Source organism: Streptomyces parvus, from assembly GCF_014648875.1.
GTDB lineage: Bacteria > Actinomycetota > Actinomycetes > Streptomycetales > Streptomycetaceae > Streptomyces > Streptomyces parvus.
Map to the genome: position 1 here is coordinate 158,762 of NZ_BMRY01000004.1, position 17,440 is coordinate 176,201.

Below are 17,440 nucleotides of genomic sequence, written 5' to 3' on the forward strand. Positions count from 1 at the left end.
AGGGGGCGCGTGGTCCCGGCGCCGCCGGTCACAGCGCGGCCTCGCGGGCGAAGACCCGGGATCTCCGGGCGAGTTCGTCCAGGGCGAGGACGAGCACGTCGCGGGGCACGTCGGTGAGGTCGTCGACGAACGTCGCCTTGCCCACGGCGAGGGGGACCACCAGGTGCAGCCGCCGGCCGCGGCGTTCCCAGGACTCCTCGAGTGCCCGCGTCATCAGGTCCGGTGTGCACGTCTCCGCGTCGAAGACGGGCAGCCCGATGCGGGCCAGGAGACCGATGATCCGGTCGCACTCCCGCTCGTCGACCAGACCGAGCCGCAGCGCCAGGCAGGACGAGAGCGCCATGTCGACGGCGACGGCCTCGCCGTGTTCGAGGCGGTGGTCGCCGGCTGTCTCGATCACGGGGCTGAAGGTGTGGCCGAAGTCCACAAGGCGGGCGAGCTGGTGTTCCCGCAGGTTCGGGCACAGCTCCTCCATCATCAGCCGCATCGAGGTCCGCAGGATGTACCTCTCGACCTCGGGCGGCGTCGGGACCACGGTCGACCGGAAGGCGTCCGGGTACCGCTCCAGGGTGCGGAACAGATCCTCGTGCAGGATCACGGCCATCTTCACGATCTCCGCGAGACCGCAGCGGATCTCGCGGAGCGGCAGCGTGGAGAGGAAGGCGGGATCGCTCAGCGAGGCGTGCGCCGGGTGGTAGGCGCCGAACATGTTCTTCGTGTGGAGGGCGTTGACCCCCGTCTTGACGCCGACGCCGACGTCCACCTGGCCGACGAGGGTCGTGTTGATCCGGACGTAGCGGATCCCCCGGGAGTACATCGAGGCCGCGAAGCCCACGACGTCCGAGACGATGCCGCCGCCGAGAGCCAGCATCACCCCGTGCCGGTCGAGCCCGTGCGCCTTGGCCAGCGCGCAGACCCGCTCCGCCATCGCCAGCGTCTTGTTCTTCTCCCCGGTGGGAATCGTGTGCAGTGTCCATGTCCCCGGGGCCAGGTTCGCCTCCAGGTAGTCGCGCAGCGCCTGCCCGTACAGGCGGTCGACGGTCGGCCCGGTGAAGGCGACGACCCTTCGTCCGCCCACGGCGCGGGCGAGTGCGGGATTCCCGGGGGAGAGCACCTCCGGGACGAGGTCCGACCGGTACCCGGTGCCGTCCGGCGCGAGCAGGCTGAATCCGTCGGCGTCCTCCCACACCCCCGACAGACGTTCCTCGTCAACTAGAACCCGGCTTGACATGCCTCTCCTCGTCAGTCACTCGGTGTGCTTGCGGCCGGCGGGCGTACACCCCGGCCAGGTGGCGGAGGAGCGGAGCTTCGGACAGCTCCTCCAGGGACACGGGACGACCCTGCTCGTCGGCGATCGGCAGGCACCAGTTGGGATGGATGCCCGCCGTGCCGGGCAGGTTCTGCGGTCGCCGGTCGCCGGTCGCGTCCGGGAGCCAGACGCCGATCATCCGGGCCGGCGTCAGACTCAGGTACGTGTGCAGTGCCGCGACCTCTCCGGCGGGATCGGGCATGAGCCCCAGCCGCTCCATCTCGGCGATCCAGCCGTCCCGTTCACCGGCGGCCTCGGCCTTCTCCTCCTCCGGCGGCCGGGTGAGCAGCCCCAGCGAGGCCCGCAGGTCGACGTGTTCGCCGCTGAGCCAGGCCGCCGTGGTGGGCAGGTCGTGCGTGGTCAGGGTGGCGAGACAGTGCTCGCGCCACTGTTCCGGCGGCAGGGGGCCCACCCGGCCCTCGGAACCGCCCTCGTACTCGAAGCGTTGTACGGCCGTCCCCAGCACGCCCCGGGCCGCGAGCTCCTCGCGGACCTCCGGCTCGACCGTGCCCAGGTCCTCCCCGATGACGAACGCCCCTGCGGCCTCCGCCTCGGCGCCCAGCACGGCCAGCATCGCGGCGCCGTCGTACCGGACGTACGTGCCGTCGGACGGGGGACGCCCCTCCGGCACCCACCAGAGGCGGAAGAGCCCCATGACGTGGTCGACGCGCAGGGCGCCGGAGTGCCGCAGTCCCGCCCGCAGCAGCCGGGCGAAGGGCCGGTATCCCTCCGCGGCCAGCGCGTTCGGACGCCACGGCGGCTGTCCCCAGTCCTGACCGGACGGATTGAAGTCGTCCGGCGGGGCCCCCACCGACATCCCCTCGGCCAGACAGTGCTGGAGCGCCCAGGCGTCGGCCCCCTCGGGCGCCACGCCCACCGCCAGGTCGTGGACGAGTCCGACGCGCATCCCTGCCTCCCGCGCGGCGCGCTGGGCGCCGGCGAGCTGCTCGTCGGTGATCCAGGCGAGCCACCGGTGGAAGTCGACGGCGCCGGACAGGACCCGCCGGGCGTCGGCCACGACCGTCGACCGGGGATCGCGCAGTGCGGCGGGCCAGGAGCGCCACGCCGGGCCGTGGACCTCCGCGAGCGCGCACCAGGTGGCGAAGTCCGTGAGGTCGCGGCCCTCCCGCGCCACGTACGCGGCGAACGCCGCCTCGCGCCCGGGCGAGCGGGGCACCTCGTACACCTCGCGCAGGGCCAGGTGCTTCAGCTCGCGCACCTCCTCGCGGCGGATGAGCGACTCCCCTGAGAGGACGGCGGAGTTGAGGGACACGGCCCGGTCCGCCAGCCTCCGGACGCGGGCGCGGGGCCCCTCCGCCAGATACGCGAACTCGGGGACGGCCTCGACCCGCACGTGCATCGGGTCGGGGAAACGCCGGCTGCTCGGCCGGTAGGGCGAGGGGTCCGGCAGCGGACCGGGCTCCATCGCGTGCAGCGGACCGAGTTGGACGAAGTCCGCCCCCAGGTTCCGTCCCGTCCAGGAGACCAGCTCGGCGAGGTCACCGAGGTCGCCCATGCCCCAGGAGCGGCGCGAGAGCAGGAAGTAGAGCTGGACGAGGAGGCCCCACGAGTACGGTGCCGGGGCCGACCGCTCCGGCGAGACCAGCAGCACCGCGGCGTCTCGCCGTCCGTCCCGCTCCACGCTCAGCGTGTGGGACCCCACCGGCAGCGGCTCGTCGAGCCGTCGCGTACGGCCGTCGGCACAGAGCACCTCGGCCCTGGTTCCGGCCGGCAGCTTCGGCCGGGGACCGCGAGGCCCCCGTACGACCACGCACTGCGGAACAAGCCGACGGCCCTGCTCGGCGCGGTGGGCCGCGAGGGCGGCTTCCGCGGCGGCGGGCGTCGAGGCGTCGACGCCACAGGCGGCGAGCACCGAGACCAGGGTGTCCCGGGAGACGTCGACCGGGCGCCCCCGGTCGGTGCGGTAGCCCGTCGCCACGCCGTGGGCCTCGGCGAGACGGAAGAGGGGGTCGCTCACGAGCCACCTCCCATCGGGACCACCGGCGTGCCGAAGAGACGTTCCAGGACCGTCGCCACGCCGTCCTCCTCGTTGCCCGGCGCGATCTCGTCGGCGACGGCCAGCAGCGCGGGGTGCGCGTTGGCGACCGCCACCCCGTGGCCGGCGAGCGCGAGCATCGGCAGGTCGTTGGGCATGTCGCCGAACGCCACGGTCTCCTCGCCCGTGCGGCCGAGGACTTCCAAGGCCCGCGCCACGCCGGTGCCCTTGGTGACGCCCCGCGGCAGGATCTCGACCATGCCCTGGACGGAGTGGACGACGGTCACCTCCTCACCGCAGAGCCGGCGCGCCGTCTCGGTCAGCTCGTCGTCGCCGAGGACGCGGTGGTGCAGCACCAGCTTGTCGATCGGCGTCTCCCACAGCAGCGACCGGTCGGCCGTGACGTCCCAGCCGTGCCGCACCCGCTCACCGAAGCCCGGTGTGACCTTGAACCGGCTCTCCGGGGGCGAGGTCACCACCCCCAGTTCGAGCGGCCCGACGAGGTCCTCGACGCGGGCGACGACCGAACGTGCGAGGCCGGTCTCGAGCCGCTCGGCGGACAGCAGCCGGTCGGCGCCCGCGTCGTACAGCTGCGCGCCCTGTCCGCAGACGGCGAGTCCCGTGTAGCCCAGGGAGTCGAGGAGCCGGCGGCAGGCGGCGGCCGGACGACCGGTGACCACGAGGTGCCGGGTCCCGGACGAGGCCACCAGATCGAGCGCGCGGCGGGTCCGCGACGAGACCGTCAGGTCGCCACGGAGCAGCGTGCCGTCGAGGTCCGTGGCCACGACGCGGAAGGGCGGAGCCCCAGGGACGGGGACGTTGTCCCAGGTCACCCTGCCGGAGGCGAGCGTGAGCCGGAGGACGAGACCGGTCCTCAGATCGTCGGCCCTCACGCAGCCCCGGAAGGCGCCGTCGGCTTCCCGGCGCAGTGCGGCGGTCCGGGTCCTGCCCGTCGGTGGCACCGGCTCGTCCGACAGTGCGGCCTCGGCCGCCGATTCGAGAGGTTCCGGACCGGACGGGCCCGTGCCTGCCGCGGCCGACGGGGCGTCCCCCTCGACCACGACGTCGACCGCCGCCACCTCCGGATGCCGGTACTCCACCCGCAGCGTCCCGTCCGGCTCGGCGGGCGAGACGCGGCAGCGGTGCCGGACCGGGGACATCAGAGCCTCGCGACCCGCCGCCTCCGCCAGCTCGGCGCAGCGCGGGAAGTCCGCCCGTGCGAACGCGGCGGCGAAGAGCGCCTCGTACGCGGCGGCGTCGAGCTCGGCGCACCGCCCGTAGGCGGTGGCGTCCGCCAGTTCGAGGGAGCGCCGGACGATCTCCTCCCGGTGCTCCGTCCACTCCGCGTCGTCGAGCAGGTCGAACCAGCCGTACCGGATCGCATCCCGCGCGGGTAGTCGGCGCGGGACGTCGTCGAGGAGCTCCCGGAAGACGGCGAGGCGTCGGCGGGCGCTCTCGCCCCAGGTGAAGCCGCGGGCGGTCCTGGACGCGGCGGCGGACAGCCGCGCGTACGCCCCGGGTTCCTCGCGGAACATCCGCTCCGCGTCACGGATCCGGTCCGCGAGCAGCGCCGCGAGCTCCCGGTCGTCGTCGCGGAACGAGCCGCGGACCGCGAAGCCCGTCACCCGCGGGTCCTCGTGCGGACGAGCGTGCCCGAAATGGGCGGTGGCCCGCTGCGCGGTGCCGACGGGTACGGCCCCGCAGGCCATCGCCTCGGCCTGCGCGATGAGGAAGCCGTCGAGCTCGAACTTCGACGGGTAGACGCAGAAGTCCGCGCAGGCGGCCTCCGCGAAGAGCTCGTCCTCGTCGACGAGCCGCCAGTCGAGCCGCACCCGGTCCGGGTACGTGTCGGCCACCCGCTGGAAGTAGGCGTTGGCGGGCGACACCTCCGCCACCCCGCCCGCTCCGGTCGCGCACCGAAGCAGGAAGGAGACCTCCGCTCCGCCGGCCAGGACCTCCTCCACCGCCCGGATCAACTCCAGCTGACCCTTGTGGTGCACCGCGTACCGGGCCGCGTGGTAGAAGACGGGCCGTGCGGGATCGAGGCCAAGTGAACGCAGCAGGGCGTCGCGGTCGACGCCCTCCGGGTCCCTCGCCAGCCACGTGCCGGAGACTCCGCAGCCCCCGTCGAACAGCTTGCCCGCCTGCTCACGCAGCAGCCCGGAGACGGGCAGCGACGCGACGTACCGTTCCATCGGGGTGTCGGCGAAGGTGCTGTAGTGGTCGCGCTGCCCGGGCGAGACGAAGTCCACCAGGTCGGCGTGGGCGAGAAGCTGCGGGAAGAGGCCGACGTGGTCGGGGCCGTACTCGGTGTGCAGGCGCGTCGCCGACAGCGCCCGCACCATGGCGGCGGCCGGCGAGTCCTCCGGCGGCGACGTCTCCTCCCAGGAGCCGAGGACGCTCCCCCCACCGGCCGCGGTGCCGGCGCCGGCCGGCCCGGGTGACGCGTCGAAGAGACCCAGCAGGGCTTCGACCTGGGGCCGGTAGACCTTCTGCGTGATCGGTGCGTTGGCCGCCACCGTGCTGACACAGCGCCACCGGGGGTCGCCGCGCAGCACGAGCGGGACCAGGTAGTGGTAGGCGGGCTCGAAGCCGTGGACGATTGCCGGCTCCTCCCCGCCGAGCCACTCCCGCAGGAAGCGCAGTCCTGCCACCTGGAAGACCAGCGGCTTGAAGAACGACAGGTCCCGGCCCTCGGAGTCCGGCGGCGGGTACAGCCGGTCCGGCAGCAGGTCCAGCTGGGCGTCGGACAGGAAGTACACGTCCACGCCGTCGAGCCGCAGCAGATGGGCCCGCGTCGTCAGCGGCAGCACCGCCTCGGCGGGCCGGCCGGGCCAGGTCTTGGGATCGAGCACCAGCGGCACCGTGTGGTCGATCCGGAAGTCCAGCTCCTCGATCGCGTACGACGCGCGCAGCCGGTCGAGGTGTCCGTGCGCGGGTGTCACGATCGAGACCCGGTGCCCGAGGGAGGCGTACTCCCGGGACAGGTTCCACACCAGTGGCGACAGGCCCCCGCGCATCAGCCGGGAGTCGAAGCCGCCGCATTCGTAGGCGAAGTTGACGATGTGCATGGGTGTGCTCCCTCAGCGTGCGGGGTTGGGTGCGAGCTCGACGTGCTGGACGAACCCGTCCTCCAGGACGATCGCGGAGTCGATGTCGGCGCCGTCGGGCACGACGGCACCGGGCAGCACGACACTCCGCCGCACCCGGGCGTCCGTGCCGATTCGTACACCGGGGAAGAGCACGCTGTCCTCGACGTCCCCCCGGCTGACCAGGTCGAAGGGGACCACGGAGCGGCGGATGCCGGGCGACTCGGCGACCCGGTGCCGGTGCAGGTACGGGGAGATGGTCCAGGGCAGCGATCGGACCGGCAGGGAGGCGTCGGGGCGGGTCATCGCGAGATGCGCGCGGTGGTACCGCTCCACCGTGCCGATGTCCTCCCAGTGCCCCTCGACGCGGTGCCCCCGGATCCGTTCCCCGGCCGCGAGCATCGCCGGGATCACGTCCCGGCTGATGTCGTGCTGCCAGTCCGTGCTCTCCAGCTCCTCCAGATACCGCCGCAGCACCTTCGCGTCGAAGACGCAGAAGGCGGCGAACACCAGGTCGGACGTCGGGTGCTCGGGCTTCTCCACGAAGGTGGTCAGGGAGCCGTCCCCGTCGAACGCGACCATGCCGAAGAGGTGGACCCAGCGAGGGTCGATCCGCTGGTAGGCAATGGTCAGCGCCGCCCGCGAGGCGATGTGCCCGCGGATCAGCGGGCCGTAGTCGAAGCGGTAGACGTGGTCGGCGTGGAGCACCATCACGTGCTCGGTCCGGGGGCCGAAGATGTGCTCCCCCTTGCGGATGAGAGCGTCGGCCGTCCCCTTCTCCAGGGGCCAGGCGCGCTCGGGAAGCCGTGCGGGCAGCTTCTCACCCGCGGTGCGGTACGCCTCGTCGTACGGCCCGAAATGGATCCGGAAGTCGCGCGAGGCCCCGTTCCAGGCGGAGTGCAGGTCGTCCATCAGGAGGCGCTCCTCGTACTGCGAGAGCAGGAGCACCTCCCCGAGGCCGGAGTCGCGCGCGTTCGCCAGGCTGAAGTCGATGAGCCTGCAGGCACCGCCGTACGGCACGAGAGGCTTCAGCCGGCCGGTGCCGAGCCGGCCCATGCGCTCACCCCGGCCCCCGGCGAGCAGGACGGTGCGGACGGAGTCGAACTCAGCCATGACGCACCTCGTCCCAGGCGATCCGGCCGTTCGAAAGGGTCAGGAGCAGCTGCGCGGCGGAGCCCGCCGGTGGCGCCGCGCCCACGAACTCCCCGGCCGCCCTGCGGGTCCACTCGGTGATCTCCGCCTCCGCCCGGCCCCCGGCGTCCCGGGGGCCGGGGACGACCAGTTCGACGCGCTCCGCGTGGGCGAGCCGGTAGCGCAGGCCCTCGCCGTGGGGTGCGCACCGGTCGCCGAGGCGGGCCACCCGCTCCGGGGGTATCGCGTCCGGCCACCGTCCTGCCACCTCCTCGCACACGGCGAAGTCGGCGCGCGCCCAGGCGGCGTCGAAGAACCGGAGGGCCAGTGCCCCCGTCACGGGACCCAGGCGTTCGGCGGCGGCCAGGTCGCCGGTCTCCACGGCCGCGTCGAGCACCTCCTGGGGGCGCTCCTCCCAGGTACGGGACGGCAGGGTGTCGAACCAGCCGTGCCGCAGAGCGGTGTCGGTCGCCGGCTCGGGGGCGACCCCGAGCCAGAGGTCCCGGAAGACCTCCAGATGGAGATCGGCGCAGTGGTCCCAGGTGAAGCCGCGTGCCACCTGCCGGGCGCGGGCCGACAGGACCCGGTACTCGTCGGGCCGGTCGCGGAAGAGGCGCACGGCCTGCTGGAAACGGTCGGCGAGGCCGTCGACGAGGAGCGCGTCGTCCTCGGCGAAGGACCGGTTGACCGAGAAGCCGGTCCGGGTCGTGCCGTCGTCGGCGTGCCGGAAGTGGGCCATGCCCCACTGGGCGGTGGCCACGGGCACCGCCCCGCACGCCATGGCCTCGCCCTGGGCGATGAGGAAGGTGTCCATCTCGAACTTGGAGGGGAACACGCAGAAGTCGGCCGAGGCGGCGTAGGCGAAGACCTGGCTCTCGTCCACCCGTTCCCACTCCAGGTGCACCCGCCCCTTGTGGCGTTCGGCGACCTCGTGGAAGTACGGGTCGTCGATGCCGGTGCCGGTGATGCAGCGCAGGACGAAGTTGGCCGCGAGGCCGTCGGTGAGGACCCGGTCGATCGCCCGGACCAGTTCGACCTGGCCCTTGTGGTGGACCGCGTAGCGGGCGTTGTGGAAGAACGTCGGGAGGGACGGGTCCAGACCGAGTGCGGAGAGGACGGCGTCCCGGTCCACCGTGTCCGGATCCGGGGCGAGCCAGCTGTCCGAGATCGCGCAGCCGCCGACGAACTGCTTGTGCGCGTTGCGGCGGACCGTTCGGGAGACCGGCAGCGCCGCGAACAGGTCCTCGAACGGGGTGTCGCGGAAACCGTTGTAGAAGTCCCGCTGGCCGGGGCAGAGGAAGTCGATGGCGTCGGAGTGGTCGGCGACCAGACCGTAGACGGTGAGGTGGTCGGGCGGGTACTCGTAGTGGAGATGGGTGCGTGTCTGGTACTGGCGCTGGGCCTCGCGCTCGCCGGCCGGCAGCGGCGGCTCCTCGTCCGGCAGCGGCGGCGCGCCGAGGAGGTCGAGCAGCCTGCGGACCTCCGGTCCGTACACCTTCTTGGTGATCGGCATGTTGCTCTGCACGGTGGTGACCACGCTCTTCAGCGGGTCGCCGCTCAGCGCCGGCGGCAGGAGGTAGTGGTAGTACGGCTCGTGGGCGTGGACGATCGCCCGTTCGTCGCCGAACCAGCCGCGGAGGAAACGCACGCTGTCGACCTGGAATACCAGCGGCTTGAAGAAGGTGAGGTCCCTGCCCTTCGCCGAGTACGGCGGGTAGAACGTCTCGGGCAGGCGGTCCAGGTAGTCGTTCGAAAGGAAGTAGAGGTCGACGCCCTCCTTGCGGATCCGGTGAGCCGTGGTACGCAGCTCCACGGACACCTCGGTGGGAAAGCCGCGCCACACCTCGGGTTCGAGGACGAGGGGCAGGGTGTAGCGGTCCTCGTATGGGAGGTCCTCGACCGTGTGGCGGCGGCGCAGGTCGTCGAGACGCCCGTGGGCGGGGGTCACGATGGACACCCGGTGGCCCTTGCGGGCGAAGGCGCGGGAGAGGTTCCAGAGGTACACCGAGGTGCCGCCCTGGAGGAAGGTGTGGTCGAACCCGCAGCATTCGAAGTACGTCTCGATGACGTGCAGCGGTTCGTCGGTCACGTCACTCACGTCAGGTCCTCGTGGTCAGGGTGAGGGGGAGCGGGGAGGGGTGACCGAGCGCCATGGCGTGGCGCAGGTCGATCGCGGCGTGGTACGGCCGTGCGTGCGCGAAGTTGTAGTCGAGCTCGTGGAGCAGGCGGCGCAGGTAAAGCAACCGGCGCAACGGCTCGACGGGGAGCCCCCGTTCGGGTCCGGCAAAGGTCTCGTCGGACCCGTCGGACCGGTCCGACCCGCCGGACCCGTCGGACCCGTCGCGCGTGAGCAGCAGACCGGCGACGTGTCGGCGCCACCTGTCCGCGGCCTCGAACACCAGCAGGAGCACGGACCGCTCCCGTGGCGGCATGCCGGCGCCGCCGTCGAGGGAGGCGAGCATCGTCTCCGTCGAGTCGACACCCAGGAGCCGGGCGCTCTCGTACGCGGCCTCGTCGGCGCTGAAGTACTCCAGTGCACGTCCCAGCGCCACCAGGTCCTGCAGCGGCGACTGTTCGGCCCAGCCCGGTTCGTCGGGACCCGTGCCGGGGGTGGAGATGTCGATGAGCCGCGGCGGGTCCCACAGCAGGTGTGACAGGTGGAGATCTCCGTGGCAGGGTCCCGCGGGGTGTGTGCCGGTGGCGTCGAACGCCGTCCGCAGCAGCTCGATCTCCGAGGCGAGCGAGCCGAAGGCCTTCTCCAGTACCACCGGGGGGAGTTCCACCCCGCCCCGGGCCCGCTCGGCGAGCGCGTGGCACCGCTCCTCGGCAGCCCGGAGGGCGCGCTCGACGGGGTAGTCCGGCGGGGGAGCCCCCCGGCCCAGCCGTGTGCGCAGCTCCTCGTGGAACCCGCCGAGGAACGAGCGGGCCGTGCGCAGCGGGCCGGCCAGGGGAGCGAGGTGCTCCCGGACCAAGCCATCCAGGTCCCCGGAACCGTGCGTGTCGTCGGTGTCGCCTGGCTCCTGAATGCCCGTCACGTCACCCGTCAACCGGGGCCAGAACGCACGCAGGTTGGCGCGCAGCGGTGTGTCGATCCCGCTGCCCGGTGTGTACGTGTACACCACCCCGAGCGCCAGCCGCTCGGCCCCGCCCGGGGGCACGTAGCCGTAGTCGCCGAACCACCGGGGCGTGTGACCGCTGCCGTTCATCAGACGCAGCAGTTCGGGCTCCCGTACCTCGGCACCGAGGGTGCGGTAGGCCTTGTGGAGGTGGGGACGGCCGTCGATGTCGAGGAGCGAGAGCGAGTTCGAGGACCAGCCCTGCGCGAAGGGGAGGGGGGAGACCGCGCGGGCCGCGGCTCCGCCGCCGCGGAACTCGACATGACCGCCGCGGGCGGTGGGGATCCGGCCCCCGGCCGCCATCAGCCGCACACAGGCCAGGTCGAAGGCCTCGGAGCCCTGGGCATCGGCCAGGCGGCCCGTCGCGTCCGTGTGGGCGGGGGCGAAGAGGAGCCTGCCGTGCGCCGGGCCGCCCACGACGGACACGAGGAACAGCGTGGTGCCGGAGCCGAGGGGAGCCTCGTCGATCGGCGTGTAGCGGTCGGCCCGGCGGACGTCCTCCGGCAGCCAGGCCGCGCCGCGCAGCAGTTCATGGAGCTCGGTGTCGCTGGTCACGCAGTTCGTCAACTCCCGGTCATCTCGTATCGGGAAAGTCCGCGCCGCCAGAGCGACAGCGCGGCGAGCAGGGAAAGACCCGTCACGACCGGGAGCCACCTGATCAGTTCGGTGGAGCCGTGCAGCAGGTAGACGGCCGGTGCGTACGAGGTGAAGGCGAAGGGCAGCACCCAGGTGAGGAGCATCCGCAGCGACGGGTGGTAGAGGTCGAGCGGATAGCCGGCGAACTCGGACACCTGGGTGACCGTCTGCATCGCGGGCATGCTGGTCACCGTCCAGAACGACAGGGACGCGAAGAAGAGCTTCACGGCGGCGTGGATCAGCGCCCCGCAGACGATCAGCGGGAGCACGAGGGCCCATTGCAGTGCGGTGGGGTCGAGACCCAGCTCGGCTCCCGCCCAGAGCACCAGGACGGTGCCGACGGCCAGTTCGCCGAATCCGTCCGGGTGGAAGAAGCGTTCGGACAGGAGCGAGAAGAGCGGGTTCACCGGGCGGATCAGGTAGCGGTAGAACTCGCCCCGCTGGATGAGCTTGCGGCTCAGCTCCCACAACTGGTCGGTGAAGAGGTGGTCGAGCCCGCGCGGCAGCAGGGAGCAGCCGAGGAGGAAGAGCACCTGGTGGTGGGACCAGCCGGCGATGGCGGGGACGTGGGTGAAGACCACACCGACCGCCAGGGTCTGGAGCCCGACGCGGACGAGGAAGGCCCCCGAGCCCAGGAGGAAGTCGAGACGGTACGTGGTGAGCCGGTGCAGGCCCACCCCGCCGAGGAAGAGCGCCAGGCGCAGATGGCCGCCGAGGGTCCGGTTCATCCGCCCAGTACCTCCAGCCGGCCCGCCGCGCCGCGCCACAGGACGGCGCACAGCAGGACGAGTCCCACAGTCCAGCCGAGCTGGTGGCCGAGGACGGTGGAGGCGCCACCGACTCCCTCGTACCGGCCGAGCAGCAGGGTGAGAGGCCCGTCCGCCATGGCGCGGAACGGCAGGACCATCGCCAGCGTGTGCAGGGGGCCGGGCAGCAGGGCCAGGGGAACCATCTGTCCCGCGAAGAACGCGACGATCCCCTGTTTGACCATGCGGACGCCCCAGGTGTTCGTGGTGACGAACCCGGCCATGCCGGTCAGCAGGTTCACGCAGAAGGCGATGACCGCCGAGAAGGCGGTGGACAGCGCGAAGAGCGCCGCGTCCACCGGGGTCGGCGCGGTCAGCGGGACGAGGACGGAGAAGAGCACGAGCAGCGGGACGCCCACGAGGAGCGCGTTGGCGGCGATCACGGGCAGGCAGGCGGCGAAGCGGACCAGCGGATAGCTCACGGGACGCACGAGCATCACCGCGATGTCGCCGCGGTAGACCTCGGCCGCCACCTCGTCGTCGACCCGGTTGGCGTGCACCACGGCCAGGACCTGGGCCACCACCAGGTAGGTGGTGATGCTCGCCGGGGTGAAACCGCCTGGTCCGGGGCCCGGAGAGCCGGCGTAGACCGCCCGCCACAGGAAGACGGTGACGGCGGCGCCCGCCGCCGCGGTGACACCGGTGATCAGGAAGGTGGAGCGGTACTGCAGCAGGGACTGCAGCCCGCTCGTGGCGAAGGGTACGTAGGTGCCGACGCGCAGCGGGGCCCTCACACGGCACCGCCGTCCCGCGCGGAGGGGACGCCGCCCCGGTAGGTCTGGCGGAGCACCGTCTCCAGATCCGGTTCGGGTGCGTAGCAGTCGGCGAGCTCGAAGTGCTCCAGGAGGAAGCCGAGTACATGCCGGGACGTGAAGGCGTCCGCCGGGTAGTCGACCCGGATCCGTCCCTCGCTCGTGAGGCCCGCGGCGGCGCCCGGAAGCCCTGTCTCGATCCGGAGCACGGTGTCCTCCACGCCCCGACCGCCACGGTGGTCGAAGACGACCGACCGCCGGTCGGCGCGGCGCAGCAGATCGTGGAGCGTTCCCTCGTGAACGACCCTGCCGCCGTCCACGACGAGCGCGTCGTCGCAGATGGCCGAGATGTCGGAGAGGTCGTGGCTGGTGAGCAGCACGGTCGTGCCCAGCTCGGCGTTGGCGCGGTTGACGAGGGTGCGGACGGCTTCCTTGAGGACCATGTCCAGGCCGATCGTCGGTTCGTCCCAGAAGACGACCTTCGGGTCGTGCAGCAGGCTCGCCGCGATCTCGGCCCGCATCCGCTGCCCCAGGCTCAGCTGTCGTACCGGTGTGGTCCCCAGTGCGCCGATGTCGAGGAGCTCGCGGTAGAGCGCCAGGTTCCGCTCGTACACCGTGTCCGGTATCCCGTAGATCCTGCGCAGGATCTGGAAGGAGTCCGGCACGGAGAGGTCCCACCACAGCTGGCTGCGCTGCCCGAAGACCACGCCGATCGAGCGGGCGTTCTCCCGGCGCTGCCGGTAGGGCTCGACGCCGTCGACCAGGCACCGGCCGGAGCTGGGGGTCATGATGCCGGTGAGCATCTTGATCGTGGTCGACTTGCCCGCCCCGTTGGCACCGATGTACGCGGTCTTGGAGCCGGCGCGGAGACGGAAGGAGATGCCGTCGACGGCGCGCACGGTCCGGTACTCCCGGGTGAGGAGCGTGGAGAGGCTCCCGAGCAGACCGGGCCGTCGCTCGGCTATGCGGAAGTCCTTGGTGAGCCCTTCGGCGACGATCACGCGGCCACCACGCGTTCGATGGCCTGCCCCAGGATCCGTACGCCTTCGTCGAGGAGCGCCTCGTCCAGGGTGAAGGGGGGCGCGAGCCGGATGATGTGGCCGCCGACCGAGGTCCGGAGCCCCAGGTCGAGGGCGGTGGTGTACACGGCGCGGGCGGTCTCGGGGGCGGGGGACCGGGTGGCGCGGTCGCGGACGAATTCGAGGCCGTGCAGCAGGCCGACGCCCCGGACCTCTCCGAGCACCTCGAAGCGGGAGTGCAGGGCGGCGAGTTGCTCGCCCAGACGGTCGCCGAGGACCCGGACCCGTTCGATGAGCCGGTCGCGCTCCACGACCTCCAGCGTCGCCCGTGCGGCGGCGATGCCCAGCGGGTTCCCGGCGTACGTGGACGCGTAGGCGCCGGCCGGTGAGGCCGCGGGGGAGTGCAGGAGGTCGCGCCGGCCCGCGAGGACGGCGAAGGGGAAGCCGTTCGCCATCCCCTTCGACATCGTCACGAGGTCCGGTTCCACGCCCACGAGTTCGGATGCCAGGAAGGTGCCGGTGCGGCCGCCGCCCGTCGCCACCTCGTCGGCGACGAGGAGGACGCCGTTGTCACGGCAGGCCGCCGAGACGCGCTCCCAGTAGCCGGGGGGTGGCACGATGACGCCCGCGGCGCCGAGCACCGGCTCGAAGAAGAGGGCGGAGACGTTCGGCTTGGAGGCGATGTGCCGGTTGACGAGTGAGGCGCACCGGACGTCACAGGTGGGGTACTCGAGTTCCAGCGGGCAGCGGTAGCAGTACGGCGCGTAGCCGAGGACGCTGTTGCCCGCGAAGGCCTGATGGCCGACGTCCCAGTGGACCAGCATGCGGGCGCCCATGGTCTTGCCGTGGAATCCGTGCCGCAGCGCGCCGACGCGGTTGCGGCCGGGCTCCGCCGTGGCCTGGACGACCCGGAGCGCGGCCTCCACCACCTCCGCGCCGGTGGAGAACAGCGCGTACGTGTCGAGGTGTTCGGGAAGCAGGCGTGCCAACAGCTCGAAGAACGTTGCCCGTTCGGGTGTGGGGCTGTCGTGCACGTTCCACAGCCGCTCGGCCTGGCGGGTCAGCGCCGCGACGACCTCGGGGTGGCTGTGCCCGAGTGACTGGGTGAGCGTGCCGGCGGCGAAGTCCAGATACTGGTCGCCGTCGAGGTCCGTGAGGACTGCCCCTCGTCCCTCGGTGAAGACACGCCGGGCGAGCGCGGCCTCCTCGGATGCGCCGGGCGCCAGATGTCGTGCCTCTCTGACCAGCAGTTCTCGCTGGTGACCTGCCACCGGTTGCCCCCATGTATTGGACGAACTGAAGCGCGCTGGAAGCCAGTTGATCGTTCTGACGTGCGAGTGAAGCACCCTCGCGTGACAGCTAGCAAGAGATTTCAGAAACTTTCAGACATGACTTGCAGTGCAGGGCGCGGCTCTGCTTGAGTCGCCGATGCGACCGCCGACAACTGCCTCGAGAGCGAGGAGGGACCGTGCCCAGACACCGTCAGGCCGCACCCGACCGAAGGCAGCCGATGTGAAAGCCCTGGTCCTGGCCGGTGGAACCGGCAGTCGACTGCGCCCCTTCACCCACTCCGGGACCAAGCAACTCCTGCCGATCGCCAACAAGCCGGTGCTCTTCTACGGCCTGGAGGCCATCGCGGCGGCCGGCATCAGCGAAGTGGGCCTCGTCGTGGGCGACTACGCGGGCGACATCCGACGGGCCGTCGACGCTGGGGGATCCGCTTTCGGACTCGACATCACCTACATCGCCCAGAGCCGCCCGCTGGGCCTCGCCCACGCGGTGTCCATCGCCCGCGACTTCCTCGGCGACGACGACTTCCTCGTCTACCTGGGCGACAACTACCTCCAGGACGGCATCAGGGACTTCGTCGCCCGCGCGACGCTGCACCCCGCCGCGGCCCGACTGCTCGTCACCTCCGTCGCCGACCCCAGCGCCTTCGGCGTGGCGGAGGTCGAGACGACCGGCCGCGTGACACGGGTGGAGGAGAAGCCCGCGCACCCGCGCAGTGACCTCGCCCTCATCGGCGTCTACGCCTTCAGCCCCGCACTGCACGACGCGGTGCGAGCGATCCGCCCCTCCGCGAGGGGCGAACTCGAGATCACCCACGCGATCCAGTGGCTTATCGACGACGGGCGGGACGTGCGCGCCGAAGCGACCCCCTCCGTGTGGCGCGACACCGGCAGCGTGGAGGACATGCTGGAGGTGAACCGCCACGTCCTGGACGGCCTGCGCGGGCGACTCGAAGGAAAGGTGGACCCCGACAGCGCCGTCGTGGGACGAGTCGTCCTCGGCGAGGGGGCCGTAGTCAGGGGATCGCGGATCACCGGCCCCGTCGTCATCGGTCCCGGCAGTGTCATCAGCAACGCCGTCATCGGCCCCTACACCTCGATCGGTGCCAACTGCCGCGTCCACGACAGCTCGATCGAGACCTCGGTCCTTCTCGACGGGGCCGCCGTCGACGGTGCCGGCCGCATCGAACGCTCCTTCATCGGCCGCGACGCCGTCGTGGCGGCCCCCCGGTTCCCGTACGCCCATCGCCTCGTACTCGGCGACCACAGCAAGGTGCAGATCCACCCATGACCCGACGCATACTCGTCACCGGCGGCGCCGGATTCATCGGGTCGGCCCACGTCCTGCGCCTCCTCGGCCCCACCGGGCCGCCGGAGGCCTCCGTGACCGTCCTCGACAACCTGACCTACGCGGCGGGCCCCGCCCATCTGGACCCGGTGCGCGATGACCGGCGCTTCCGGTTCGTGCACGGCAGCGTCACCGACGCGGAGCTCGTCGACACCCTCGTCCCCGGCCACGACGAGATCGTGCACTTCGCGGCCGAGTCCCACGTCGACCGGTCGATCGAGGACGGCTCGCTCTTCGTCCGCACCAACGTCCTCGGGACGCAGACCCTCCTGGACGCGGCCGTCCGCCACGGCGTACGGACCTACGTACAGATCTCCACCGACGAGGTGTACGGCTCGATCGCCGAAGGCGCGGCGGCTGAGGACGCGCCGCTCCGGCCCACCTCGCCGTACTCCGCCTCGAAGGCCGCCGCCGACCTGATGGCACTCGCCTACCATGCCACCCACGGTCTGGACGTCCGCGTCACGCGTTGCTCCAACAACTTCGGACCGCGCCAGCACCCCGAGAAGCTGATCCCGCGCTTCGTGACCGCTCTCCTGGCGGGCGAGGACGTGCCTCTGTACGGCGACGGCTCCCAGATCCGGGACTGGCTCCACGTGGAGGACCACGTCACCGCAGTCGAACTCGTCAGGACCGGTGGACGCCCCGGCCGGGTCTACAACATCGGCGGCGGGACCTCCCTCACCAACCTGGACCTGACCCGCCGCCTCCTCGGGCTCTGCGGCGCCGGGCCCGGCCGGATCGCCAGGGTGACGGACCGCAAGGGACACGACCAGCGGTATGCGGTGGACGACACCCGCATCCGCCGGGAACTGGGCTACGCCCCCCGGGCCGACTTCACCACGGCCCTCGCCCACACGGTCCGTTGGTACGCGGACCGGCACCCGCGGACGCCCGACGGCAGCCCCGTGGACGGGACCCTCTCCTTCTGAGCCCTGGCCCGCGTCCG

Annotated in this window: 12 protein-coding genes; 2 read left to right on the forward strand and 10 right to left on the reverse strand. The window is 72.1% G+C overall.

The features are described 5' to 3' along the window. Nucleotides 1–28 precede the first annotated feature (28 nt). Genes IE140_RS14345 through IE140_RS14390 form a run of 10 tightly spaced genes read right to left on the reverse strand, consistent with a single transcriptional unit; the run spans nt 29 to nt 15,125 of the window. Nucleotides 29–1,231 (reverse strand): sedoheptulose 7-phosphate cyclase, encoded by a 1,203-nt coding sequence (locus tag IE140_RS14345; RefSeq protein WP_150193016.1) that lies wholly within the window; start codon nt 1,229–1,231, stop codon nt 29–31. Continuing rightward, nucleotides 1,209–3,287 (reverse strand): 4-alpha-glucanotransferase, encoded by a 2,079-nt coding sequence (gene malQ, locus IE140_RS14350; protein WP_150193017.1) that lies wholly within the window; start codon nt 3,285–3,287, stop codon nt 1,209–1,211. The genes IE140_RS14345 and malQ overlap by 23 nt, the downstream gene beginning before the upstream one ends. Then, complete coding sequence (locus IE140_RS36510; RefSeq protein ID WP_150193018.1) at nt 3,284–6,376, reverse strand: HAD hydrolase family protein; 3,093 nt, start codon at nt 6,374–6,376, stop codon at nt 3,284–3,286. The genes malQ and IE140_RS36510 overlap by 4 nt, the downstream gene beginning before the upstream one ends. Nucleotides 6,377–6,388: 12 nt before the next feature. Beyond that, on the reverse strand, nt 6,389–7,507 hold the full coding sequence (locus IE140_RS14360) for a sugar phosphate nucleotidyltransferase (RefSeq protein WP_150193019.1): 1,119 nt from the start codon (nt 7,505–7,507) through the stop codon (nt 6,389–6,391). Continuing rightward, nucleotides 7,500–9,623, reverse strand: a complete 2,124-nt coding sequence (locus IE140_RS14365; protein WP_229826785.1) for a glycosyltransferase — start codon at nt 9,621–9,623, stop codon at nt 7,500–7,502. The genes IE140_RS14360 and IE140_RS14365 overlap by 8 nt, the downstream gene beginning before the upstream one ends. Before the next feature lies 1 nt (nt 9,624). Beyond that, the gene (locus tag IE140_RS14370; protein WP_150193020.1) at nt 9,625–11,196 is read right to left on the reverse strand and encodes a hypothetical protein; all 1,572 of its coding nucleotides are present in this window, start codon (nt 11,194–11,196) and stop codon (nt 9,625–9,627) included. 8 nt (nt 11,197–11,204) lie between these two features. After that, on the reverse strand, nt 11,205–12,005 hold the full coding sequence (locus IE140_RS14375) for an ABC transporter permease (RefSeq protein WP_150193021.1): 801 nt from the start codon (nt 12,003–12,005) through the stop codon (nt 11,205–11,207). Further along, the gene (locus IE140_RS14380; protein WP_150193022.1) at nt 12,002–12,817 is read right to left on the reverse strand and encodes an ABC transporter permease; all 816 of its coding nucleotides are present in this window, start codon (nt 12,815–12,817) and stop codon (nt 12,002–12,004) included. Before IE140_RS14380 ends, IE140_RS14375 begins: the two co-directional genes overlap by 4 nt. After that, nucleotides 12,814–13,836, reverse strand: a complete 1,023-nt coding sequence (locus IE140_RS14385; protein ID WP_150193023.1) for an ABC transporter ATP-binding protein — start codon at nt 13,834–13,836, stop codon at nt 12,814–12,816. Before IE140_RS14385 ends, IE140_RS14380 begins: the two co-directional genes overlap by 4 nt. After that, a complete protein-coding gene (locus IE140_RS14390) occupies nt 13,833–15,125 on the reverse strand; it encodes an aspartate aminotransferase family protein (RefSeq protein ID WP_150193024.1) in 1,293 nt (430 codons plus the stop codon). The genes IE140_RS14385 and IE140_RS14390 overlap by 4 nt, the downstream gene beginning before the upstream one ends. A gap of 241 nt (nt 15,126–15,366) precedes the next feature. On the opposite strand from IE140_RS14390, the gene IE140_RS14395 reads away from it, so the two are divergent. Both IE140_RS14395 and rfbB read left to right on the forward strand, forming a co-directional pair. Then, entirely contained in the window at nt 15,367–16,434 is a 1,068-nt protein-coding gene (locus IE140_RS14395; protein ID WP_150193025.1) for a glucose-1-phosphate thymidylyltransferase, read from the forward strand. After that, complete coding sequence (rfbB, locus tag IE140_RS14400) at nt 16,431–17,423, forward strand: dTDP-glucose 4,6-dehydratase (protein WP_150193026.1); 993 nt, start codon at nt 16,431–16,433, stop codon at nt 17,421–17,423. Before IE140_RS14395 ends, rfbB begins: the two co-directional genes overlap by 4 nt. Nucleotides 17,424–17,440 lie beyond the last annotated feature (17 nt).

Excerpts from the sequence above, each read along its gene's own strand:
- IE140_RS36510 (WP_150193018.1), bottom strand. The coding sequence starts at position 6,376 with ATGCACATCGTCAACTTCGCCTACGAATGCGGCGGCTTCGACTCCCGG.
- rfbB (WP_150193026.1), top strand. The coding sequence starts at position 16,431 with ATGACCCGACGCATACTCGTCACCGGCGGCGCCGGATTCATCGGGTCG.
- IE140_RS14345 (WP_150193016.1), bottom strand. The coding sequence starts at position 1,231 with ATGTCAAGCCGGGTTCTAGTTGACGAGGAACGTCTGTCGGGGGTGTGG.
- IE140_RS14360 (WP_150193019.1), bottom strand. The coding sequence starts at position 7,507 with ATGGCTGAGTTCGACTCCGTCCGCACCGTCCTGCTCGCCGGGGGCCGG.
- IE140_RS14375 (WP_150193021.1), bottom strand. The coding sequence starts at position 12,005 with ATGAACCGGACCCTCGGCGGCCATCTGCGCCTGGCGCTCTTCCTCGGC.